Origin of the sequence: Streptomyces sp. NPDC050504, assembly GCF_044458065.1 — a bacterium.
Lineage (GTDB): Bacteria > Actinomycetota > Actinomycetes > Streptomycetales > Streptomycetaceae > Streptomyces.
In genome coordinates, this window is record NZ_JBITHO010000001.1 from 700,126 (window position 1) to 722,619 (window position 22,494).

Here is a 22,494-nt window from a genome sequence, read left to right on the forward strand (position 1 = left end):
TACGTACTGTTTAATTGCGAATCGCTCGCAATAACAGTTGATCTTTAGTAGGGGAGTGGCCTCCATGACCGCCCGTTCGATACGCGGCACGGCCGCCGTGGCCCTGGCCGGATCCCTGGCCCTGACCGCGGCGGCCTGCTCGAACCCCGGCAGCACCGAGGGGTCGGGCGGTTCCAAGGGCCCCAAGGAATCCGCGGTCGTCGGCATCGCCTACGAGCCGGAGACGCTGAGCCCGCTCCTGGGCTACGGCAAGGACGGCAACTCCAAGATCTTCGACGGGCTGCTCGCCTTCGACGCGGACATGAAGCTCCAGCCCGCGCTCGCCGCGGAGCTGCCGAAGATCAGCGCGGACGGCCTGACCTACACGTACGAGATCCGCCGGGGCGTGAAGTTCAGCGACGGGCAGCCCTTCGGGGCGAAGGACGTCGTCTACACCTACAGGACGATCCTCGACCCGAAGACCAACAACGCCTCCAAGACCGAGCTGGACGCGGTCAAGGAGGTCAAGGCCACCGGACCCGACACGGTCGTCTTCACCCTGAAGTACCCCTACGCCCCCTTCGCCCAGCGCACCGTGCTCCCCATCGCGCCCGAGCACGTCGCGGGCAAGCAGGACCCGAACACCGGCGCCTTCTCCACCGAGCCGATCGGCACCGGCCCCTACACCCTCACCAACTGGTCCAAGGGCGAGAAGCTCACCTTCAAGGCCAACGAGAACTACTGGGGCGGACCGCCGCGGGTGAAGAAGTTCACCATGGCGATCATCAAGGACGACGACACCCGCGCCACCCGGCTGCGCTCCGGCGACCTCGACGGCGCGATCCTGCCGCCCAACCTCGCCGAGGGCTTCAAGGGCGACAAGCACAAGAAGACGTACGCGGCCAAGACCTACGACTACCGCAACGTCACCCTGCCGACCCACAACAAGGTCGCGGGCGACACCGCGATCCGCCGGGCCCTCGACGTCGCCGTCGACCGCCGGGCCATGGTCGACAAGATCCTCGAAGGCGCGGGCAAGCCCGCCTACGGGCCGGTCCCCACCGACAGCGAGTGGTTCGCCAAGGGCACCGAGCGCACCCACGACCTGGAGAAGGCCAAGCAGATCCTGGACGCCGCCGGCTGGAAGGCAGGCAAGGGCGGCATCCGCGAGAAGGACGGCGTCAAGGCCGAGTTCCCGCTCTGGTACCTCTCCGGCGACAAGCTCCGCCAGGACCACGCCCTGGCCTACGCCTCCGACGCCAAGAAGGCCGGCATCAGCATCAAGACCGAGGCCGGGACCTGGGAGGTCATCGAGCCGCGGATGAAGACCGACGCCGTCCTCGCGGGCGGCGGCTCGCCCGGCGACCCCGACTTCGACCAGTACCTGCTGCTCCAGTCGGCCCTGGGCGGCGACGGCTTCAACAACATGGCTTGGTACGACAACAAGGCCGTCGACAAGGCCCTGGACGACGCCCGCGAGACCAACGACAAGGCCAAGCGCAAGGCCGCCTACGACACCGTCCAGCGCGAACTGGTCAAGAACCCGGGCTACACCTTCCTCACCCACATCGACCACCTCTACGTCGTCGACGACGACTGGGACGGCCTCACCACCCAGGTCGAGCCGCACGACCACGGCCTGGCCTCCGGCCCCTGGTGGAACGTCGAGAAGTGGATCCCGAAGAACCTGAGGAAGACCGAGAAGTGAGCCGCCGCCTCCCCTGGGGGGCGATGGCCAGGATGACGGGACGGCGGATCCTCTTCGCCGTCCCCGTCCTGCTGGTCGTGACGTTCGGCGTCTTCGCCGTCGCCGCGGCCTCGCCCTTCGACCCCGTCAAGGCGTACACCGGGACGGCCGGGCTCACCGCCTCGCAGGAGAACCTCGACCAGATCCGCGCCAACCTCGGCGTCGACCAGCCGCTGGTCACCCGCTGGTGGAACTGGCTCACCGCCGCACTCACCGGCGACCTCGGCGACTCCACCGTGCTGCGCCAGCCCGTCGCCGACGTCGTCACCGAACGCATCGGCTGGTCCGCGCTGCTCGCCGCCACGGCCTTCCTCGTGGCGATCGTGCTGGGCACCGCGCTCGGCGTCCTCGCCGCCCGCCGCCAGGGCGGCTGGCTCGACCGCTGCGTCAGCTCCGCCGCGTACACCCTGGAAGCCGCCCCCGCCTTCTGGCTCGGGCTGCTCGCCATCTGGTTCTTCGCCCTCAAGCTCGACGTCCTGCCCGCCGGCGGGCTCACCGACACCGAGAGCGAGGTCGTCACCTTCGACCAGGTCGCCACGCACCTGGTGCTCCCCGCGCTGGTGCTCGGCGTCTCCCAGCTGCCGTGGTTCTTCCTGTACGTGCGCCAGGGCGTAGCCGACGCCCTGGAGGAGGACCCCGTGCGCGGCGCCCGCGCCCGCGGCCTGAACGAACGGACCGTGCTCATCGGCCACGCCCTGCGCTCCGGCATGCTCCCGATGCTCACGCTCATCGGCTCCCGCGTGCCCGAGCTGATCACCGGCGCGCTCCTCGTCGAGACCGTGTTCAGCTGGCCCGGCATCGCCGCGGCCACCGTCCAGGCCGCGACCTCGGTGGACTTCGCGCTGCTCGCCGCGCTGACCGTGCTCGCCACGGCCGCCGTGCTGCTCGGCAACCTGCTCTCCGACCTGCTGTACGGACTGGCCGACCCGAGGGTGGGCTTCGATGGCTGAGACCCTCCAGTGGCGCGCGCGGGGACGCACCCGCCGCTCCACCCGCGCCGTCCGGATCTGGACCTCGGGCACCGTCGTGGCCGCCGTGGTCCTCGCCGTGCTGATCGTGCCGCCCGTCGTCCAGCTCGACCAGCAGGCCGTCGACCTCGCGCTCAAGCTCCAGCCGCCCTCGTGGGCACACCCCTTCGGGACCGACGACGTCGGCCGCGACCTCCTGCTGCGCTGTGTGTACGGGCTGCGGGTCTCGCTCCTCGTCGGCCTGGTCGCGGCGCTCGCCGCGACCGTCATCGGCACCGCCGTCGGCGCGGCGGCCGCCGCGTTCGGCGGGTGGACCGACCGCGTGGTGATGCGGCTCGTCGACACCTTCTCCTCCGTGCCGCACCTGCTGCTCGGCATCTTCATCGTCGCCATGTTCCGACCCGGCGTCTGGCCGGTGGTCGTGTCGGTCGGTCTGACGCACTGGCTCTCCACCGCCCGGATCGTGCGGTCCGAGGTGCTGTCGCTGCGGGCGCGGCCCTTCGTGGAGGCGGCGATCTCGGGCGGCGCGTCGCGCCGGCGCGTCACGGTGCGGCACCTGCTGCCCGCCGTGCTGCCGCAGGCCGGTCTCGCGGCGGTGCTGATGGTGCCGCACGCCATGTGGCACGAGTCGGCCCTCTCCTTCCTCGGCCTCGGCCTGCCCGCGCACCAGGCGAGCCTCGGCAACCTCGTGCAGGGCGCGCGCAGCTCCCTGCTGGCGGGCGACTGGTGGCCGACGCTGTTCCCCGGACTGTTCCTGATCATTCCGACCCTGGCCTTCGCGGGCCTCGCGGGCGCCTGGCGCGACCGCCTGAACCCGCGCAGACGATCGGAGCTGACGCTGTGACCACGGGCCCCGAAAGCACGCGCGCGGTGCCCGCAGGCGCCGACGCCAGGGTCGTACGGGCCCTGGCCGCGGTCGCCGCCGAGCGCGAGGAGAGCGACCCGCCCGAGACGGTGCTGTCCGTGCGCGGGCTCTCCGTGCGCTTCACGATGCGCGGCGGACGGCACGTCGCCGCCGTCAGCGACGCCTCCTTCGACCTCGCGGCGGGGGAGTGCCTGGCCCTCGTCGGCGAGAGCGGCTGCGGCAAGTCCGTCCTGGCCTCGGCGCTGCTCGGCCTGCTGCCGGGCAACGCCGAGACCGCCGGGTCCGCCGTCCTCGGCGGCCTCGACCTGCTCACCGCCGACGAACGCACGCTCGCCCGTACGGTACGGGGCAGGCGCGTCGGGCTCGTACCGCAGTCACCGGCCGCGCACCTCACGCCCGTGCGCACCGTCCGCGCACAGATCGAGGAGACGCTGCGGGAGCTGGTGGACACGCCCAGGCGCGAGCGGCGCGAGGCCGCCGTGGCCGCGGCCGAGCGCGCCGCGTTCCCCGTCGACCACCTCGACCGCTATCCGCACGAGCTGTCCGGCGGCCTCGCCCAGCGCGCCGCCACCGCGCTCGCGCTCATCGGCGACGCGCCCCTGCTGCTCGCCGACGAGCCGACCACCGGGCTCGACCGCGAGCTGGTGGACCGCACCGCCGACGAACTGCGCCGCCAGGCCGACGAGGGCCGCGCGCTGCTGATGATCACGCACGACCTCGCGGCGGCCGAGCGGATCGCCGACCGGATCGCCGTGATGTACGCGGGCCGCATCGTGGAGCTGGCCGACGCGGGCCGCTTCTTCCGGGGCCGCGGCCCCCGCCATCCGTACGCGCGCGGACTGCTCGCCGCCCTGCCCGAGCGCGACTTCACCCCGATCCCCGGAATGCCGCCCGAGCTGGGCGCGCTCCCTGAGGGCTGCGCGTTCGCGGCGCGCTGCCCCCGGGCGACCGGGCTGTGCGCCGCGCGCCCCGCGTTCGACGGCGAGGTCGCCTGCCACCACGTCGAGGAGCCCGCCCGTGCTTGAACTCACCGCCGTCACCGCGGGGTACGAGCCCAGGAGGCCCGTCTTCCGCGACGTCAGCCTCACCGTCGCGCCCGGCGAGGCGGTCGGGCTGCTCGGCCCCAGCGGCTGCGGCAAGTCCACGCTGGCGCGGGTCGCGGCGCTGCTGCACCGGCCCGACGCGGGCACGCTGACGCTCGACGGCACGCGGGTGCGCGGCTGGCGGCACCGCGCGCCGCGCGAACTGCGCACCGCCGTCGGCGTCGTCTTCCAGCAGCCCAGGCTCTCCGCCGACCCCAGGCTGCGGCTGCGCGACGTCGTCGCCGAGCCGCTGCGCGCGACGGGACGGCGCGGCGAGGCGGAGGCCCGGGTCGCGGAGCTGGCCGAAGCGGTCGGGCTCACCGGCGACCTGCTGGCCCGCCGCCCGCACGAGGTGAGCGACGGACAGCTGCAACGGGCGTGCCTGGCCCGCGCGCTGGTGCTGCGGCCGCGCTGGCTGGTCTGCGACGAGATGACCGCGATGCTGGACGCGTCGACCACGGCGGCGCTGGTCGCGGTGGTGGAGGCGTACCGGGCGGAGTCGGGCGCCGGAGTGCTGGCGGTCGGGCACGACCGGGTGCTGCTGGAGCGGTGGTGCGACCGTACGGTGCAGTGGGCGGCGCTGACGGGCGGGGCCTGAGCGGGGGCCACGGCCGCGGCGCGGGCCGGTAGCCTCGGCGGGACCATGGGAGGCGGCCGCGTGCGGCGGCCGGAACGGGGAGAACGAGATGCGGCGACCTGGCGTGCCCGAAGACCTCGCGGACGCGGGGGAGCTGTGGGACCGCGCGGTGACGCTCGCACTGGCGACGACGGCGGTCGGCGACGGCGACGAGTACACCTTCAAGGGGCGGACGTCCGTGCACTGCTGGAACAGCGGTGGCGCGTACTGGTGGCGCCTCGAACGATTCGACGGCGACCGGGCCCTGCTGACCGGACAGGACTCCGACGGCAGCCACACCCATCTCGGGCGGACGCCGGTGGACCTGCTGGACGGCGGGCCGCCCTGGCTGCCGTGGGAGCGGCTGCGCGCGGACGCGGCGGACCGCCTCCTGGGCTACGCGTACTGGTGGCAGGACGGGGCCTGGGCCCGCGCGGCCTACCCGGACGGCCTGTCCGACGACGGCCTGGGGATGTCGGTGCCGTGGGCGGCGCCGGGCGGGGCGGGCGTGCGGAAGACGATCGAGCGGCTGGCCTCGCTGATCCACCCCGACGACGACCCGGCCGACGAGGTCCTACGGTTCCTCGGCCGCGTCCGGGAGCGCACGGTGGACGGGGCGGCGGTCGGGGCGCTGGCGGACGCGCTCTACCCGCCGGTCCTGCGCGAGGACGAGGAGGAGGAGGACATCGACGCGGTGGTGGACGTGGCGGCCGGCCTGACGCTGGCGCGGGACCTCGGGGTCGCGGCCCACGCCGGGTAGGCGCGGGGAGCCGGTCACCGGCCGCGGTCCGTCAGCGCACGACGGGACCGGCCCCGCCACGACCGGTAACAACAGTCGACGGACGGTCGAAGAACCGGGCAACTCTCGGCGGGGGCCTGCCCGTTCACCGGCCCCGGCCGCATACTCGGTCGCGACCGTCCGCCCGACCCCACGCACTCCGGGAGAACCCCATGGCCCAGGCGAACCCCACCCGCCGCAGAGTCGTCACGACCGCCCTCGCCACGGCGGCGGCGACGGCCGTCGTCCCGCTCTCGACCGCGGCGGCCACCGAGCACACCGCGGTCGGTAGGCCGCGCCCGCTGCGCCGCGCGCACGCGCACAACGACTACCTGCACACCAGGCCCCTGCACGACGCGCTCTCCCACGGCTTCACCAGCGTCGAGGCCGACGTCTTCCTCGTGAACGGCGACCTCCTCGTCGCCCACGAGCCCGCCGACCTCGATCCCGCCCGCACCCTGCGCTCCCTCTACCTCGACCCGCTGCTCGCCCGCGTCCGGGCCAACCACGGCTCGGTGTACCGCGGTCACGACCGGCCCGTGCAGCTGCTGATCGACATCAAGACCGACGGGGCCGCCTGCTACCTGGAGCTGGACCGCCAACTGCGCGACTACCGGCGGATCCTCAGCCGCTACGCCCACGGCAAGGTCACCCACGGCGCCGTCGTCCCCGTCGTCTCGGGGGACCGCGCGGCCCGCGTCCCGATGGAGGCCCAGCGGGTGCGGTACGCCTTCTACGACGGGCGCCTGGACGACCTGGCGACGCCCACCCCGGCCGCGTTCGCCCCGCTGATCTCCTCGAACTGGACGCAGAGCTTCCGATGGCTCGGCGCCGGGCCCTTCCCCGCGGCCGAGCGCGAGAAGCTGCACGCGATCGTCGCCACCGCGCACGGCCGCCGCCAGCGCGTCCGCTTCTGGGCCACGCCCGACCTGGCGGGACCCCAGCGGGACGCGGTCTGGACGGAGCTGCTGGCCGCCGGGGTCGACCACGTCAACACGGACGACCTCGCGGGTCTCGAAGCGTTCCTGCGCGGGCGCGAGCGCGCGTAGCGCCGTACGGGAGGCCGCGTACGGAACGTGTTCTTCTACCGCAACTGATCGGTCCGCAGGGACGGTTCACCGCAATTCGACCGGAACCCCCCAGTCGCGGGTCTTTTTCGGCCAACCCTTGGCGTGCTCCGGATCCACAGACAACCCACAGGGTCGTCACCGCCTCTCCCCTGCGGGAGGCACCTCCCAGCACGTCCTTGGAAGACCGGAAGAGGAACGATGACCAGACCTCACCAGAAGCGGCTGACCCGCTCGGCGATCGCCGCCGCGGCGGCGATCGCCGTGACCGCGGGTGTCGTTGCCGCGGCACCCGACGCCAAGAAGGCCCAGTCCACTCCCAAGTTCAGCCTGATCGCCGCTTCCACGTCGGTCACCCTCGACTCGTGGAAGGAGGAGCCCGGCGTCTACCTCGACCTCGGCACCTACCTCACCGCCGAGGGCTCCCCGCTGGAGATCAAGGTGACCCGCAAGTCCTACAAGGACCCGGTCGTCGCCGAGCAGATCATCCGCGAGGGGACCAGGACGCGGACCAAGGCGCTCCCCAAGGGACTGGTGAAGGGCTTCAACGGGTTCCCCGACTTCGCCCAGATCAAGATCACCGACGCGACCGGCAAGACGGTGCTCAGCAAGTCCGAGTCGTTCTGCCCGAACAACGCGTCCGGCCGCGTCCGCCCCGACGCCCCGGCGAACTCGAAGTACCCCGAGAGCTGCCCCAACAACGCCTTCACCCTCGGTTCGATCTGGGGCATCGAGAAGGGCTGGGCCGCCAACACCTACGCCGGTTACGAGTCGGGCCCGGTCGCCCTGCCCGTGGGCAAGTACACCGCCACGATCTCCGTGACCAAGCGCTACCGCGACCTGTTCGGCATCGCGGACAAGCCCCAGAAGGTCAAGGTCACCGTCCGCGAGCGCAGCTGGGAGGACCCGGCAGGGCGCACCGCCGCCGCGTCGGGCCACAGCGGCCACGACATGTCGGGCCACACCATGCCCGGCCACACCATGCCCGGCCACGGCTCGGCGCGCCCGGCCGCGCCCGCCGCCCCGACGAGCGGCGCGGGCCCCTCGTACAACGTGGGCCACGGCCCGCTCGTCCCGGCGCCGCCCGCCCTCCCCTGGGCGGTCAAGAAGGCGGCCGGACTGCGCGCCGCCTCGGTCGGCGACGCCCCCGGCCAGACCGACGGCTCCCGCAGGGCGCCCGCCGTGAAGCCCGCCGCCAAGCCCCCGACGGGCAAGGCGTCCGTGCCGAACGTGCCCAAGCCCGACCTGCGTTCGCTGCCCGCCTACGGCATCCAGATCAGCGACGGCGGCCAGGACGTGCCCGGCAAGGACTACCTCGCCTTCAGCGCCAACGTGTGGAACGCGGGCCCCGCGAAGCTCGTCGTGGACGGCTTCCGCAAGCCCGGCGCCGAGCTGATGGACGCCTACCAGTACTTCTACGACGCCAAGGGCAAGCAGGTCGGCTACACCCCGACCGGCACCATGGAGTGGGACCCGCGCCCCGGACACGAGCACTGGCACTTCACGGACTTCGCCAGCTACCGGCTGCTGAAGGCCGACAAGAAGGAGCAGGTCCGCAGCGGCAAGGAGGCGTTCTGCCTCGCCAACACCGACGCGGTCGACTACACGGTGAAGAACGCCAACTGGCACCCGTCCAACACCGACCTGTCCACCGCGTGCGGCCAGGAGAACTCCATCTCCGTGCGCGAGGTGCTGGACGTCGGCTCCGGTGACACCTACACCCAGGACCTCCCCGGCCAGTCGTTCGACATCACCAACCTGCCGAACGGCACCTACTACATCCAGGTGCTGGCCAACCCGGAGAAGCGCCTGAAGGAGACCAACCTCACCAACAACAGCGCGCTGCGCAAGGTGATCATCGGCGGCACGAAGGGCGCCCGCACGGTCACCGTTCCCCCGCACGAGCTGGTGAACTCCAACTGACGTGACGTCCGTTCGGACACCGGCCCCCGGGGAACGCCTCCCGGGGGCCGGTGGCCCTTCGGCCCGGCCTCAGCCCTTCGGTATCGGCTGCGGGCTGATCCGCGACTCCTTCACCGCCGACCCGTCCGCGTCCCACTTCTTCAGGATCCGCTGGTACGTGCCGTCCGCGATCAGCTTGTTGACCGCCGCCTGGAAGGGCTTGGCCAGCGGCGAGCCCTTCTTGAGCGCGAAACCGACGTGGATGCGGTGGTACTGGCCGAGGAACTTCACCTTCGCCGCGGGCTGCGCCGCCTGGTAGCGCAGTCCGTTCACCGCCGCCATGATCACGTCGACCCGGCCCTGCTGGAGGCTGATGAGCCCGGCACCGGCGTCCGCGTACACCTTCACGTCGTACGGCTTCTCGCCCTTGTCGGTGCACACCTTCTTGTTGTCGTTGAGTATCCCCTCGAAGGTGGTGCCCGCGGTCGCGCCCACCGACTTGCCGCACAGCTGGTCCAGCTCGGTGACCTGCTTCAGCGCGTCGTTGTCGGCGCGGGCGACGAAGCCCTGCCCGTCGTTGATGTACGTGACGAAGTCGATCGTCTTCAACCGCTCCTTCGTCACCCCGAAGTTGGCGGTCCCCGCGTCGTACTTCCCGCTCTCCAGGGCGGGCAGGATCGCGTCGAACGTCGCCTGTTGACGGTCCACCTTCACCCCCAGGACCCGGCCCACCGCGTCCGCGAGGTCGATGTCGAGACCGACCGGCTCGGAGCCCTTGGCGTCGGGGAAGTACGCGGTCGGCGGGGCGCTGATGGCCGTCGCCAGCCGGACCGTGCCCGACGTGCGGACCTCGTCCGGCAGCAGGGCCGCCGCCGCCTCGTCCTTCTCGATCTGGCCGACCACGTCGGTCTTGGTGACCCCGGCACGGGCGCCGGCGGGCTGGGTGCCGCTTCCGCCGTCCTCGTCCGGGTCGCCGCACGCGGTCAGCGCGAGCAGCGCGGCGGCGGTGGTGACGGCGGCTCCGGTCAGGGTGGAACGCTTCATCGTGCTGCCGCCGTTTCGTCCGTACGGGATTCGGTGCCGGTCTCCGCCGCGATCCGCTCCAGGATCACGGGGAGCAGGTGCGGGCCGCGCTCGGCGCCCTGCGCGTCGCGCTTGGCGACCTCCTCGCGGACCAGCGGGATGACGTGGCGGCCGAAGTCGATCGCGTCGCCCACCAGGTCGTAACCGCGCGCGGACAGCACGTCCACGCCCAGGTCGTAGTAGTCGAGCAGGGCGCGCGCGACGGTCTCCGGCGTGCCGACCAGCGAGTTGGAGTTGCCCTCGCCGCCCGTCGCCGCCGAGGTGGGCGTCCACAGCGCCCGGTCGAACCACTCGCCGCGCTCGGCGATCGCGATCAGCCGCTGGGCGCCGGTGTTCTCGGGGCGCACCTTCTGGTGCCCGCGCGGCGCCTCGCGGCCCACCGCGCGGATCGCCTCCACCGTGCGCCGCGCCTTCTGCCTGGCCAGCTCCTCGGTCGGCGCGAGGATCGGGCGGAACGCCGCCTGGATGCGGGGCCGGTCGGTGCGGCCCGCCGCCTTCGCCGCCGCCCAGACGGACTCGATCTGCTCGGCGGTCTGCGCGAGCGGCTCGCCCCAGAGGCAGTAGACGTCGGCCTCGGCGCCGCCCGCCGCGTACGCCGCGGGGGACGAGCCGCCGAACGAGACGCCGGGGTGCGGCTGCTGGACGGGCCACACGTCGCTGACGAAGTCGTGGAACCGGTAGTGCTCGCCCTCGTGGTCGAACGCCTCGGTCCGCGTCCACACCTTCTTGACGATCTGGATGTACTCCCGGGTGCGGGCGTACCGCTCGTCCTTGGTGAGCGTGTCGCCCTCGCGGCGCTGCTCGCGGTCGTTGCCGCCGGTGATGAAGTGGATCGTCAGGCGCCCGTCGCTGATCTGGTCGAGCGTCGCGAAGGAACGCGCGGCGTAGGTGGGGTACGAGACGTTGGGCCGGTGCGCGAGGAGGATTTGGAGGCTGTCCACCTTGGCGGCGAGCCAGCCCGCGGCGGGGGTGGGGATCGGGGTGTTGGACCCGTACGCGAACAGGACGCGGTCCCACCCGTGGTCCTCGTGGGCACGGGCCAGCTTGAGCGTGTACTGCTTGTCGAAGGAGGCGCCGGAGCGGGGGGTCGTCTCAGAGCTGTCGTTGGTGTAGGCGATGCCGAGGAATTCCACGGGCATGGGGGTGCGGGCCTTTCGTGTGTACGGAGGTTGAGGGGGCGGGAACCGGGGGTGGGGTACCTGTGGCGAGCCCGCTCGCGCCGAGTGGGTACGTGCGGCGTCTGCCCCGCTCCCGCGCGGTTCCCCGCGCCCCTGTCGGGGCGCCCGTGCCGGACGTGCCGGACCGCCCTGGGGCGCGGGGAACCGCGAGACCGGCCGACCACCGGGTCGCAGGTGAGAACCCAGCCCCGGCGGGGTTTCGGGAAGGGGCGGGGTGGGGTGCCGCCCTGTGCGGCGGCTGACGCGCCTGCCGCCTCAGGGCCGACAGGAAGTCGACCACTCCCGACCGAAGTCGGTTGACATGGCCGCAAGTTGAGCACCGAGGCGCACCCCCGGTCAACCGCCCTCCGCGCCCCCGCCCGCCGTGCCACACGGCGTTCACGAATCCGCAGCAGAGCCTCAGCAATAGCTCCGTACGGTCGATCACGGAGCGGGCGGCCACTTCCGGCCAACGACGATCCGGCAGATGATTTCGACCGAAACGCATAGAGCACCCGGTGTACGCACCACCCGCAACGCCGAAAGGACCCCCATGGGCCACCTGGCCGTATTCGACCTCGACGGAACCCTCGTCGACACGCCCCGCGCGATCGTCGAAACCTTCACCGCGGCCTTCGCCTCGCTCGACGAGTCCACGCCCGACCCCGACGCCGTGCGCGCCACCATCGGGCTCCCCCTGGAACGGGCCTTCGGCGCCCTGCTGGGGCGCGACCCGGCCGACCCGTACGTCCGCAGGGGCGTGGAGCAGTACCAGGTCCACTTCAAGGAGCTGATCCTGCCGCGCGCCGCCGAACTGCTCTACCCGGGCGTCACCGACGGCCTCGCCAAGCTCCGCGAACAGGGCGTCACCCTCGCCGTCGCGACCAGCAAGTTCCACGCCAGCGCGGAGGCCCTGCTGCGCGCCGCGGGGCTGCGCGAGCTGTTCGCCCAGGTGGTCGGCGCCGACGACGTCGCCAACCCCAAGCCCCACCCGGAGTCCGGCACCCTCATCCTCGACACCCTCGACTTCCCCGCGGAGCGCGCCCTCATGGTCGGCGACACCACGCACGACCTGAAGATGGCGCACGCCGCGGGCCTGCGCTCCATCGCGGTCACCTACGGCATCCACGACAGGGCCGAGCTGGCCACCGCCGGGCCGACCTGGACCGCCGACACCTTCGACGACGTGGTGGCCCACATCGTGGCCTTCGCCGCCGAGGAGGGGACCGCAGCATGACGGGCCGCGCCACCGACTGGCTCCTGGCCGTCGCCGGCGGCGTACTGCTCACCCTGATGACCCAGTTCAACGGCGAACTGGCGCACCACACCACGCCCGTGTTCGCCTCCTGGACGGCGCACGCGCTCGGGGCGCTGGTGGCCCTCGCCCTGGTCGCCCTGACGGCCCGCGCCGCGCACCGCGCGAACGCGAAGCGGTCGGACGCCGTCCGGGACGCGGCGCCCCCGGAGAGGACGCCCCTGTGGTTCCGCCTCGGCGGCATCCCGGGCGCCTTCGTGGTGATGCTCTCCGCGATCGCCGTCAACAGCGGCCTCGAACTGGCCGGGACCGTGGCGCTGATGCTCACGGGACAGGTCCTGTTCGGGATCGCGTCGGACCGCTGGGGGCTGCTGCGCATCCCCAGGCGCCGCATCACCGCCCTGGACCTGACGGTGGCCGGCTGCGTCCTCGCGGGCAGCGTACTGATCGTGGTCGGAGCCTGAGCCGTGATCCTCTACGTACTGCTCGCCCTGCTCAACGGCGTGCTCATCGGCACCAGCCGGGCCGTGAACGGCCAACTCGCGACCAGGATCGGGGCGTTCAGGGCCTCGGTCTGGAACCACCTGGTCGGGTTCGGCTTCCTGACCGTCGTCCTGTTCGCCTTCCAGCGCTGGCCGGGCCTGGGCGACGTGCCGGTCGCCGCCTACCTGGGCGGGGTGTTCGGCGCGCTCTTCGTCGCCGTCAACAGCCACGTCTTCCCGCGCCTCGGTGCGATGAACGCCTCGCTGCTGGTCATCAGCGGACAGGTGCTCTCCGCCGTCGCGTACGACTGCGCCGAACAGCGGTCGCTGCCCTCCGCGCTCAGGCTGCTGGGCGTCGCACTCGTCCTCCTGGGCCTCGTACTGCCCCGGCTCAAGGCCCGCATCGAGAGCCGCACCGAGGGCCGCACCGAGGCCCCCATCGACCACAGCCGGGACAAGGATCCGAAGAATGTCTGACCGAGAACTGATCGAAGAGCTCCTCGACGACCGCACCTACCACATCGAGTTCAACGGTCACCTCACCAACCACTCCAAGCACGCCGTCGTCGCCCTCGCCGGGCTCGGCGTGCCCGCCGACCGCATCAAGGCGTACTACGAGAACTACGCCAAGCTCACCACCTACGGCTACGGACTGGAGGCTCCCAAGCCCGACCGGTACACCATCACCGAGGACAACTGGCTGGAGCACCGGGGCCGCCGCACGAGCTTCTGGTCGTACTGCGACTTCTTCGACGCCAGGATCGAGGAGCTCGGCCTGGACGAGGTGCTGCGCCGCTACGTCCCCGTCCTGCTGCCCGGCTGGGCCGGCGCCTTCACCCACGCCACCATCCACCTCGGCTGGGCACTGGAGTACGGCAGCCGCTGGATGGCGGTCGAAGGCCTGGCGTACATGGCCTTCACCTACGTCGACTGTCACCCCGAGCGGATCGCGGAGCGGTACGACGAGACGACGCCCGTCGACTCGCTGCTGCGCACCGCGGGGGCCTGGGACGCGGACCGCGACGCGCTGAAGCACTGGGTCGGCGAGCTGCTGGCCGACACCAGCCCCGTCGACGACGGCCGCATCCACCCCGAACTCCTGCGCTCCGGGCTCCAGTTCCGCATCGCACGCACCCTGGACGCGGGCCACCCGCTGATCCAGCCAGGCGAAGCCTGGTCCCGCGACGACGAGGCCCCCGTCGACTGGGAGCAGCTGTTCTACGCGGCGACGCTGCTCTACCTCGCCAGGCCCGGCGACTTCATCCTGCTCCACCTGATCACCTCGCTGCACGCCGTCGAGCACATCGCGAAGCGACTCCCGGCGGACCAGCGGCAGTTCGCCGTCCGCTGTTTCTGGACCGGACTGCTCGGCACCGTCTTCTCCGGCGCCGACTTCCCCGAGCGGGACAAGCTCGCCGCCCTGCACGACCTGTTCGCCGACGCCCGCGACACGGGCCCGGACACCTCCCTCGAACAGGACTGGCGGCAGACCGCGGCCCGCGCGGCGCTGGAGGCGGAGGAGCACAACCCCAAGCTCGTCCACGTCCTGCGCCAGGTGTGGGAGCGCAGCGGGCGCCGCTCGGTGTACCGCGTGGCCGCCGCGCAGTTCACCGCGACGCCCGCCCTCCCGCCCACCTTCGAAGAGCCACCCGTCGACTAGGCCCGGCCGGGCCCCGCCCGAGAAGGCCGGGCCCGATCGGCCCCGCACGGCCACAGGAGAGCCCCCTCACATGTCACGCCCGATAGCACCGACCGCCGTCCTGACCCCGGAGGCGGTCGGCGGCCAGGTCCACCTGCTGCCCCAGACCCGCCAGCTGCGCGCCCTGCACACCGTCGTGCGCGACCGCGACGCCCGCCGCGAGGACTTCGTCCACCACTCCCGCCGGATCATCCGGCTCCTCCTCGAACACGCCCTGGATCAGCTGCCGTTCGAGGAGCACGAGGTCACGACCCCCTCCGGCGGCACCTACGCGGGATGGCGGTTCACCGAGAAGGTGTGCGCCGTCCCGGTCATCAGGGCCGGCGAGAGCATGGAGGCCGAACTGCGCGAGCTGCACCGCTCGATCCGCATCGGCAAGATCCTCATCCAGCGCGACAAGACCACCAAACTGCCGCACCTCCTCTACTCCCACCTCCCCGCCGACATCGCCGGGCGCCACGTCCTGCTGCTCGAACCGATGCTCGCCACCGGCGGCTCGGCCAACGCCGCGATCCGGGTGCTCCTGGACGCGGGCGTACGGGAGGACCGCATCGTCCTCGTCGACTTCATCGCTGCCCCCGAGGGCATCGCCGCCGTCCACGCCGCCCATCCGCTGGTGCGCATCGTCACCTCGGCGGTCGAGGAACGGCTGAACGAGCACGCCTTCATGATCCCCGGCATCGGGGACTTCGGGGACCGCTACTTCGGCACGACGGACGCGGGGGCCATCCGATGAGCACCGTCTACGAGGAGGCGGCCGCCACCCGGGCGGTCGCCCAGGCACCCGCCCAGGCCGCCCCCGCCCCTGCCCAGGCACCCGCCCCGGTGGGCACGCCCGCCGCGCTCCGCGCCCCCGTCCGCACCGGGGCCGCCGCCTGCCTGCCCGACCTGCTGCTCGACCGGGCCAAGTCCCGCCCCGACGCCGTCGCCGTCAGCGGACGCGGCCGCGGACTGACGTACCGCGAGCTGGTCCGCTCGGCCTCCGGGCTCGCCGCCAGGCTGCGGCGCCTGGGCATCGGGCCCGACGACACGGTCGGCCTGTACGCCGAACCGTCGGCCGACCTGATCGCGGGCGTCTGGGGCGTCCTCTTCGCGGGCGGCGCCTACCTGCCGCTCTCCCCGGAGTACCCCGACGACCGGCTGCGCTACATGCTCGAAGACAGCCGCACCCGGGTCGTCGTCGCCCAGGACCACCTCGCCGACGACCTCGCGAGGCTGGCCCCGCCCGGCACCCTCGTCGTCACCTTCGCCGAGGCCCCGCCGACCGACGAGGTGACGCCCGCCGCCTGGCGGCCCGACTCCCTCGCCTACGTCATCTACACCTCGGGCAGCACCGGCCGCCCCAAGGGCGTCATGGTCGAGCACCGGGCCGTCGTCTCGCAGCTGCGCTGGATGCACACCCACGGCCACCTCGGCGAGGGCACCGCCGTGCTCCAGAAGACCCCGATGAGCTTCGACGCCGCCCAGTGGGAGATCCTGGCGCCCGCGCTCGGCGGCCGCACCGTCGCAGCCCTGCCCGGCAGTCACCGCGACCCCCAGGCGCTGCTCTCGGCCGTCGTCGCCCACGAGGTCACCACGCTCCAGTGCGTGCCCACCCTCCTCCAGGCGCTCATCGACACCGAGGAACTGCGCCTGTGCACCACCCTCACCAAGGTGTTCTCCGGCGGCGAAGCGCTCACCAGGCGGCTCGCCCGCGCCTTCTTCGCCGAGCTGCCCGGCGTGTCGCTGATCAACCTGTACGGTCCGACCGAGGCCACCATCAACGCCACCGCCCACGCGGTCGACCCGGGCGCGATCCCCGAGGGGGCCGGCACCCTGCCCATCGGCACGCCCGTGGACAACACGCCGTGCTTCATCCTGGACGAGAACCTCGCCCCGGTGGACATCGGCGAGAGGGGCGAGCTGTACATCGGCGGCGCCCAGCTCGCCCGGGGCTATCTGCACCGGCCCGAGCAGACCCGCGAGAAGTTCATCCCCTCGCCGTTCATCCCCACCCAGCGCCTCTACCGCACGGGCGACCTCGCGCACTGGAACGAGGACGGCACCATCCAGTTCGCGGGCCGCGCCGACAACCAGGTCAAACTGCGCGGCCACCGCATCGAGCTGGACGAGGTCGCCACCGCGATCGAGCAGCACGCGTGGGTGCGCAGGGCGGCCGCCGTGGTCGTGGACGACGCGCGCACCGGACACCAGCAGATGGTCGCCTGCGTGGAGCTCGACCCCAAGGAGGCGGCCCTGATGGACCAGGGCCACGACGCGGGCCACCACCGGTCCAAGGCGGGCAGGCTCCAGGTCAGGGCCCAGCTGTCGGACGCGGGCGTGCGCACGGGCGCGGAGCTGGCCGGCCGCGCGAGCGTGCCGCTGCCGGGCGCGGAGGCGACCGCGCACCAGCGGGACGCGGCCTTCGCGCGCAAGACCTACCGCTTCTACGAGGGCGGCGAGGTGGGCGCCGACGACCTGCTGGAACTGCTCGCGCCCGCGCGGCGCGCGGCGCGGCCCGGCGCCGACGGCACGCTGGACCTGGCACGCCTGGGCGGGATCCTGCGCTGGTTCGGCCAGTTCCACAGCGCGCAGCGGCTGCTGCCGAAGTACGCGTACGCCTCGCCGGGCGCCCTGTACGCGACGCAGCTGTACCTGGAGACGGGCGGGAGCATCGAGAGCCTGGCCCCCGGCGTCTACTACCACCACCCCGTCGAGCACGCCCTGGTGCGCATCGGGCCGAGCGCGCTGAGCGCGGCCGACGACCCGCTCGTGCACTTCAACGGGCGCCGCTCCGCGATCGAGCCGGTGTACCGCGACAACATCGACGAGGTCGTGGAGTTCGAGACCGGGCACATGCTCGGCGTGTTCCAGGAGGTGCTGCCCGAACACGGCCTGGAGATGCGCCCGGTGGAGCGCGATCCGGCGACCGCGGCGCGGCTGGACGCCGCGGGCGACGACCACTTCGTGGGCACGTTCGCGATCACCCGGCCGGAGCCCGGCGTCGTCTCCTGGAGCCTGCCCTCCTGGGACCCGCACGCGGCCGAGCTGTACGTCCAGGTCCATCCGGACCGCATCGCGGGCCTCGCGCCGGGACAGTACCGCTACCGCCCGGACCGCTCGGGCGCCACGCACGGCGCGCTGGAGCGGATCTCCGACGGTCTCGTCCTGCGCAAGCACGTCATCGCCATCAACCAGCAGGTCTACGACCGGGCGTCGTTCGGGATCAGCGCGGTCAGCAGGGGCGGGCCGCGCTGGCTCGACTACGTCACCCTGGGCGCCACGCTCCACCGCCTCCAGCGCCGGAGCCCGGCCATCGGCCTGATGTCCTCGGGCTACAGCTCCAGGAGCGGGCACCCGCTGCCCGCCGCGCGGCGCCTGGACGCGGTCCTGGCGGACGCGGGCGAGGCGCCCGTCGACGCCTCGTACTTCTTCGTGGGCGGCCGGATCAGCGAGGAGCAGGCGCGCAGCGAGGGCATGTACGAGGACACCGTCCACATGAAGGGCCCCACCGAACTCATCAAGGAGGAACTGGGCCGCCTGCTGCCCGACTACATGGTGCCCGGCCGCGTCCTGCTCCTGGACCGGCTGCCGCTCACCGCCAACGGCAAGATCGACGCGCGGGCGCTCGCGGCGTCGGACGAGGTGCGCTCTGCGGCGCCCGACGGGCCGTTCGTGGCGCCGCGGACGCCCACGGAACGCTGGCTCGCCGAGGTGTGGGGGAAGGTGCTGCGCTACGAGCGGGTCTCGGTCACCGACGAGTTCTTCGCCAGCGGCGGCAACTCGCTGAGCGCGGTGGCGCTGGTGAACCGGATCAACCGCGCGTACGGCACCGGGCTGCCGTTCCAGGTGCTGTTCGAGTGCCCGCGCCTGGGCGACCTGGCGGCCCGGGTGGACGGCGCGGGGCAGGGCACGGGCTCCCGGCTGGTGCCGCTGGAGCGCGGCGACGACGCCGCCCCGGTGTTCTGCTGGCCGGGCCTCGGCGGCTACCCGATGAACCTGCGCCACCTGGCGCGGGAGGCGTCGGAGGGCCGCGCCTTCTACGGCGTGCAGGCGCACGGCCTGAACGCGGGGGAGGTGCCGTACGCCACGATCCGCGAGACGGCCGCCGCGGACGTCTCCGAGATCCGCCGGGTGCGGCCGCACGGCCCGTACACCCTGTGGGGCTACTCCTTCGGGGCGCGGGTCGCCTTCGAGACGGCCTGGCAGCTGGAGCAGGCGGGCGAGGAGGTGGCGCAGCTGCTGCTGATCTGCCCGGGCAACCCCGAGGTGCGCGGCGCGGACGCGGCCGAGCACGGCCGCACGGCGGCGTTCACCAACCCGGCGTACGTCACGATCCTCTACTCGGTCTTCCGGGGCGCGATCAGCGGGCCCGACCTGGAGCGCTGCCTGCGGGAGGTGCGGGACGAGGCGGGCTTCACCGGCTTCGTGCACGGCCTGGTCCCCGAGCTGGACCCGGAGCTGATCCACCGCATCGTCCAACTGGTCGGTTCCACCTACGAGTTCGACTACACCTTCCGCGAGCTCGCGCAGCGGCGCATCGAGGCGCCGGTGACGGTGTTCCGGGCGAGCGGCGACGACTACTCGTTCATCGACGGCAGCTCGGGCTACGCGGCGACCCCGCCGCTGGTGGTCGACCTGGCGGGCGACCACTACGAAGTGCTCAAGGAGTCGGGAGTGGCGGAGCTGGCGAAGGCGATCCGCACCAGTACCCGTACGGACTGAGAAGGGACCACCGTGCCGCACGTCACCATCAAGCACTTCCCCAAGGACTTCACCCCGGACCAGGAGCGCGACCTGGCCGACGAGCTGACCGCGCTGATCGCGGGCCGGTTCGGCACCTCGAAGGGCGCCGTGTCGATCGCCCTGGAGGCCGTGGCCCCGGACGACTGGCACGAGGCGGTCTACGCGCCGGAGATCGAGGAGAGGGCCGCGAGCCTCCTCAAGTTTCCCGACTACGAACAGAAGTGACGAGGAATCACCACATGAGTACGCAATCCGGGATTCCCCTGGTCTACTCCGACGAGGTGGCCGACGCGCTGCACGCGGGCGATCCCGTGGTGGCGCTGGAGTCCAACGTCATCACGCACGGCCTGCCCTACCCGGACAACGCGGCGACCGCCCGCAAGGTCGAGGCGGCCGTGCGGGCGGGCGGCGCCGTCCCCGCGACGATCGGCGTCGACGGGGGCCGGCTGCTGATCGGCCTGTCCGACGAGGACATCGAGCGCTTCGCCTCGACGCCCGGCATCCCCAAGGTGAGCAGCCGCGACCTGCCGGTGGTCCTCGCCAGGGGAGGCAAGGGCGCGACGACGGTCGCCTCCTCGCTCGTGGCGGCGGAGCTGGCGGGCATCCCGTTCTTCGCGTCGGCCGGGATCGGCGGGGTGCACCGGGGCGCCGAGACGAGCATGGACGTCTCGTCGGACCTGGTGCAGTTCACCCGCTCGAAGGTGGCGGTGGTCTGCGCGGGCGCGAAGAACATCCTGGACCTGGGGTTGACGCTGGAGTACCTGGAGACGCAGTGCGTGCCGCTGCTCTCCTACCGCTCGGACGACTTCCCCGCGTTCTACTGCGAGTCGAGCGGCTTCCGCAGCCCGCACCGTATCGACGACCCGCAGGTCGTGGCGCGCGTGGTCGAGGCGCACTGGGCGACGGGCGCGAACAGCGGCGTGGTCATCACGACCCCGCCCCGCCCCGAGGACGCGGTGGACAGCGCGGTCGCGGAGGCGGCGCTGGGCGAGGCGCTGAAGGCGGCGGAACGGGACGGGGTGACGGGCAACGCGATCACCAAGTACCTGATGCGGGCGATCGACAGGACGACGGGCGGCAGGACGTCCCAGGCGAACATGGCGGTCCTGATCAGCACGGCGGAAACGGGCGGCCGCCTGGCCGCGGCGCACGCGGAGCTGAGGAGGGGGCCGGCGGCGAGCTGATCGCGCAGTTCCCCGCGCCCATATCGGGGCCCTGCGCCGAACGACCCCGTTCGGTACGGACGCGCCCCGTAAGGGGCGCGGGGAACTGCGCGAGGGTGGGGCACACGCCGCACCAACCCACCCACCCCGAGCGGGCTCGCCACCCCGCACCCCACCCAGCCACCGGCAGGATTTCGGGAAGGGGCGGGTAGGGGACCGGCCCGCCGCAGGCGAAAAGACGGCGCCCCCGGGGGCAACGGCACCCTCAGAACACCCCGATCCCGTTCGGAACGGGTCGTTCCGAGCCGCCGCTCGGATGGTTCAGCACCTGGGGCCCGCCCCCGTCCGCCCCGGGGGCGACCAGCGTCGACGACCCCCCGCCGTCCAGGCTGAACCCCTCGTCCGCGCCCAGCTTCACGAACTCGTCGGCCACTTCGGCGATCGTCAGCCCGGTGCGGAACTCGGGGGCCCCGTCGAGAACCAGCAGCAGCAACCGCCGCCCGCCCTCCGCACTGCCGACCGCCGACCGCACCGCGGCCGTCCGCGCGTCGAGCCCCGGCAGCGGGACGCCCGCGCGCAGCAGCGGATACCCGCCCACCGCGAAGCGGAACCGCGGTCCCGGGGCGGACGGCACGAGACGGTGCCCGACCGAGACCCGCTCGCCCACCGCCAGGCCCCGCAGCCGCGCCGCGCCCGCCTCCCGGCCCACCAGGACCGTCGTGTCCCGGGCGATCGGGCCAGCGCCCGGCGCGTTCGACGTCGAGACGACCCGCCCCCGCCGCACCGTCACCTCGAACGCCTCGTCCGTGCACGGCGCCGCCCGGTCCGTGTCCGTGCCGCACACCGCGCGCTGCCGGGACACCGCGCCCCAGTCCGCGGTGAACGCCCCCACGGAGCCGACCGGCAGCGCGTACTGGTTGAGGCCGCCCAGCGGCAGCCGTCCCGACGGCGTGGTGACCGTCCCCTCCAGGGCGAGGCTGCCCTGCCGCGCCCTGCGGTCGTAGCCCACGCCGAAGACGTCCCGCGTCGAGGTCGTCGGCGGCAGCGCGGGCCCGAACCGCTGCCCGTCGGGCACCGCCGCCTTCAGCGCCCGGCCCTCGGCGATCGCCGGGCCCACCGGCGCGCCGGTCGCCTGGACCCCCGGGTGCTGGGTCTCCGTGATGTTGAAGAAGTCCCCGTTGACGCCCGCCACCGCACCGCCGCCGACGACGAGGGCGGAAACCGGCGCGCGGGCGGCCACCGCCCCAGGGTGCAGCAGCCCGACCCGTACGCGGGGATCGCGCAGGTCGACGGAGAGCACGTGGACCCGGGCGGCGCCGCGCGACGCGGCCACGTCGTACACCCGGTACTCCACGCCGGGCGCGACCCGCACCCGGCCGACGGCCCCGGCGGACGGCGTCGCGCCGAGCCCCAGCAGGGCGCACCAGACGACCAGAGCGGCACACGGCGCACGTAACCGAAAGCGGTCCACAAGCCCCCCAAGAGTCCGGTCAACTCTCCCAAGTCACAGTCGAGTTGGCCAGACCCGGGAAGCTAGGGGGAGACCAGCCGGGAACGGATGAGGAAACGCACGCCCTCGGGGGCTTCGAGCGAGAAGCCGCTGCCCCTGCCCTCCACCACGTCCACGATCAGCCGGGTGTGCGACCACACCTCGTGCTGGCTCCTGGACATCCAGAAGGGGACCGGTTCGGTCATCCCCTCGACCTTGAGCGACGCCAGCAGCACGTCCGATTCGCCCGTGCGGAACTCGCCTTCCTGATAGCACATCGGGGCGCTGCCGTCGCAGCAGCCGCCCGACTGGTGGAACATCAGCGGTCCGTGGTCCGCGCGCAGCTTGCGGAGCAACTCCTCTGCTGCCGGTGTCAGTTCGACGGGGTCGGGGGTCTTCGCCATCTGTGGCGCTCCTCTCGGGGCAAGGTGCCGTCG

20 protein-coding genes are annotated in these 22,494 nt (G+C 72.9%); 16 read left to right on the forward strand and 4 right to left on the reverse strand.

Annotated features, from left to right (window positions below; all coding sequences use genetic code 11):
• Positions 1-64 precede the first annotated feature (64 nt).
• From ACIBNE_RS02940 to ACIBNE_RS02975, 8 genes are all read left to right on the forward strand, one after another.
• Positions 65-1,687: an ABC transporter substrate-binding protein gene (locus tag ACIBNE_RS02940; protein ID WP_399268813.1), complete on the forward strand. Its 1,623-nt coding sequence runs from the start codon at positions 65-67 to the stop codon at positions 1,685-1,687.
• Positions 1,688-1,710: 23 nt separating this feature from the next.
• Positions 1,711-2,676, forward strand: a complete 966-nt coding sequence (locus ACIBNE_RS02945) for an ABC transporter permease (RefSeq protein ID WP_399270031.1) — start codon at positions 1,711-1,713, stop codon at positions 2,674-2,676.
• Positions 2,669-3,538 carry an ABC transporter permease gene (locus ACIBNE_RS02950; protein WP_399268815.1) on the forward strand — a complete coding sequence of 290 codons (870 nt, stop codon included), beginning with the start codon at positions 2,669-2,671 and terminating at the stop codon, positions 3,536-3,538. Before ACIBNE_RS02945 ends, ACIBNE_RS02950 begins: the two co-directional genes overlap by 8 nt.
• A gap of 146 nt (positions 3,539-3,684) precedes the next feature.
• On the forward strand, positions 3,685-4,584 hold the full coding sequence (locus tag ACIBNE_RS02955) for an ABC transporter ATP-binding protein (RefSeq protein WP_399270033.1): 900 nt from the start codon (positions 3,685-3,687) through the stop codon (positions 4,582-4,584).
• Entirely contained in the window at positions 4,577-5,239 is a 663-nt protein-coding gene (locus ACIBNE_RS02960; protein ID WP_399268817.1) for an ABC transporter ATP-binding protein, read from the forward strand. The genes ACIBNE_RS02955 and ACIBNE_RS02960 overlap by 8 nt, the downstream gene beginning before the upstream one ends.
• A gap of 88 nt (positions 5,240-5,327) precedes the next feature.
• Complete coding sequence (locus ACIBNE_RS02965) at positions 5,328-6,017, forward strand: hypothetical protein (RefSeq protein WP_399268819.1); 690 nt, start codon at positions 5,328-5,330, stop codon at positions 6,015-6,017.
• A gap of 191 nt (positions 6,018-6,208) precedes the next feature.
• The gene (locus tag ACIBNE_RS02970) at positions 6,209-7,084 is read left to right on the forward strand and encodes a phosphatidylinositol-specific phospholipase C/glycerophosphodiester phosphodiesterase family protein (protein WP_399268821.1); all 876 of its coding nucleotides are present in this window, start codon (positions 6,209-6,211) and stop codon (positions 7,082-7,084) included.
• A gap of 219 nt (positions 7,085-7,303) precedes the next feature.
• Positions 7,304-9,025 (forward strand): lysyl oxidase family protein, encoded by a 1,722-nt coding sequence (locus tag ACIBNE_RS02975; RefSeq protein WP_399268823.1) that lies wholly within the window; start codon positions 7,304-7,306, stop codon positions 9,023-9,025.
• Positions 9,026-9,094: 69 nt separating this feature from the next.
• Here the strand turns inward: ACIBNE_RS02975 and ACIBNE_RS02980 are convergent, their stop codons facing one another.
• Together ACIBNE_RS02980 and ACIBNE_RS02985 are read right to left on the reverse strand one after the other, a co-directional pair.
• Positions 9,095-10,048, reverse strand: coding sequence for an ABC transporter substrate-binding protein (locus ACIBNE_RS02980; RefSeq protein ID WP_399268825.1), 954 nt, complete (start codon positions 10,046-10,048; stop codon positions 9,095-9,097).
• Positions 10,045-11,226: an LLM class flavin-dependent oxidoreductase gene (locus ACIBNE_RS02985; RefSeq protein WP_399268828.1), complete on the reverse strand. Its 1,182-nt coding sequence runs from the start codon at positions 11,224-11,226 to the stop codon at positions 10,045-10,047. The genes ACIBNE_RS02980 and ACIBNE_RS02985 overlap by 4 nt, the downstream gene beginning before the upstream one ends.
• Positions 11,227-11,731: 505 nt before the next feature.
• Here ACIBNE_RS02985 and ACIBNE_RS02990 point away from each other — a divergent pair.
• From ACIBNE_RS02990 to ACIBNE_RS03025, 8 genes are all read left to right on the forward strand, one after another.
• A complete protein-coding gene (locus ACIBNE_RS02990; RefSeq protein ID WP_399268830.1) occupies positions 11,732-12,481 on the forward strand; it encodes an HAD family hydrolase in 750 nt (249 codons plus the stop codon).
• Entirely contained in the window at positions 12,478-12,963 is a 486-nt protein-coding gene (locus ACIBNE_RS02995) for a DMT family transporter (RefSeq protein WP_399268832.1), read from the forward strand. The genes ACIBNE_RS02990 and ACIBNE_RS02995 overlap by 4 nt, the downstream gene beginning before the upstream one ends.
• Positions 12,964-12,966: 3 nt before the next feature.
• Positions 12,967-13,458, forward strand: a complete 492-nt coding sequence (locus tag ACIBNE_RS03000) for a DMT family transporter (RefSeq protein ID WP_399268834.1) — start codon at positions 12,967-12,969, stop codon at positions 13,456-13,458.
• Positions 13,451-14,641 (forward strand): questin oxidase family protein, encoded by a 1,191-nt coding sequence (locus ACIBNE_RS03005; RefSeq protein WP_399268836.1) that lies wholly within the window; start codon positions 13,451-13,453, stop codon positions 14,639-14,641. The genes ACIBNE_RS03000 and ACIBNE_RS03005 overlap by 8 nt, the downstream gene beginning before the upstream one ends.
• A 70-nt stretch (positions 14,642-14,711) precedes the next feature.
• Positions 14,712-15,416, forward strand: coding sequence for a uracil phosphoribosyltransferase (gene upp, locus ACIBNE_RS03010; protein ID WP_399268838.1), 705 nt, complete (start codon positions 14,712-14,714; stop codon positions 15,414-15,416).
• Entirely contained in the window at positions 15,413-19,384 is a 3,972-nt protein-coding gene (locus tag ACIBNE_RS03015; protein WP_399268840.1) for an amino acid adenylation domain-containing protein, read from the forward strand. The genes upp and ACIBNE_RS03015 overlap by 4 nt, the downstream gene beginning before the upstream one ends.
• 12 nt (positions 19,385-19,396) lie before the next feature.
• Positions 19,397-19,630, forward strand: coding sequence for a tautomerase family protein (locus tag ACIBNE_RS03020; protein WP_399268842.1), 234 nt, complete (start codon positions 19,397-19,399; stop codon positions 19,628-19,630).
• Positions 19,631-19,644: 14 nt separating this feature from the next.
• A complete protein-coding gene (locus ACIBNE_RS03025; protein WP_399268844.1) occupies positions 19,645-20,589 on the forward strand; it encodes a pseudouridine-5'-phosphate glycosidase in 945 nt (314 codons plus the stop codon).
• 244 nt (positions 20,590-20,833) lie between these two features.
• Here ACIBNE_RS03025 and ACIBNE_RS03030 read toward each other — a convergent pair whose 3' ends face one another.
• Positions 20,834-22,003: a phosphodiester glycosidase family protein gene (locus ACIBNE_RS03030; protein WP_399270035.1), complete on the reverse strand. Its 1,170-nt coding sequence runs from the start codon at positions 22,001-22,003 to the stop codon at positions 20,834-20,836.
• Positions 22,004-22,101: 98 nt separating this feature from the next.
• Positions 22,102-22,461 (reverse strand): DUF779 domain-containing protein, encoded by a 360-nt coding sequence (locus ACIBNE_RS03035; protein ID WP_399268846.1) that lies wholly within the window; start codon positions 22,459-22,461, stop codon positions 22,102-22,104.
• Positions 22,462-22,494 lie beyond the last annotated feature (33 nt).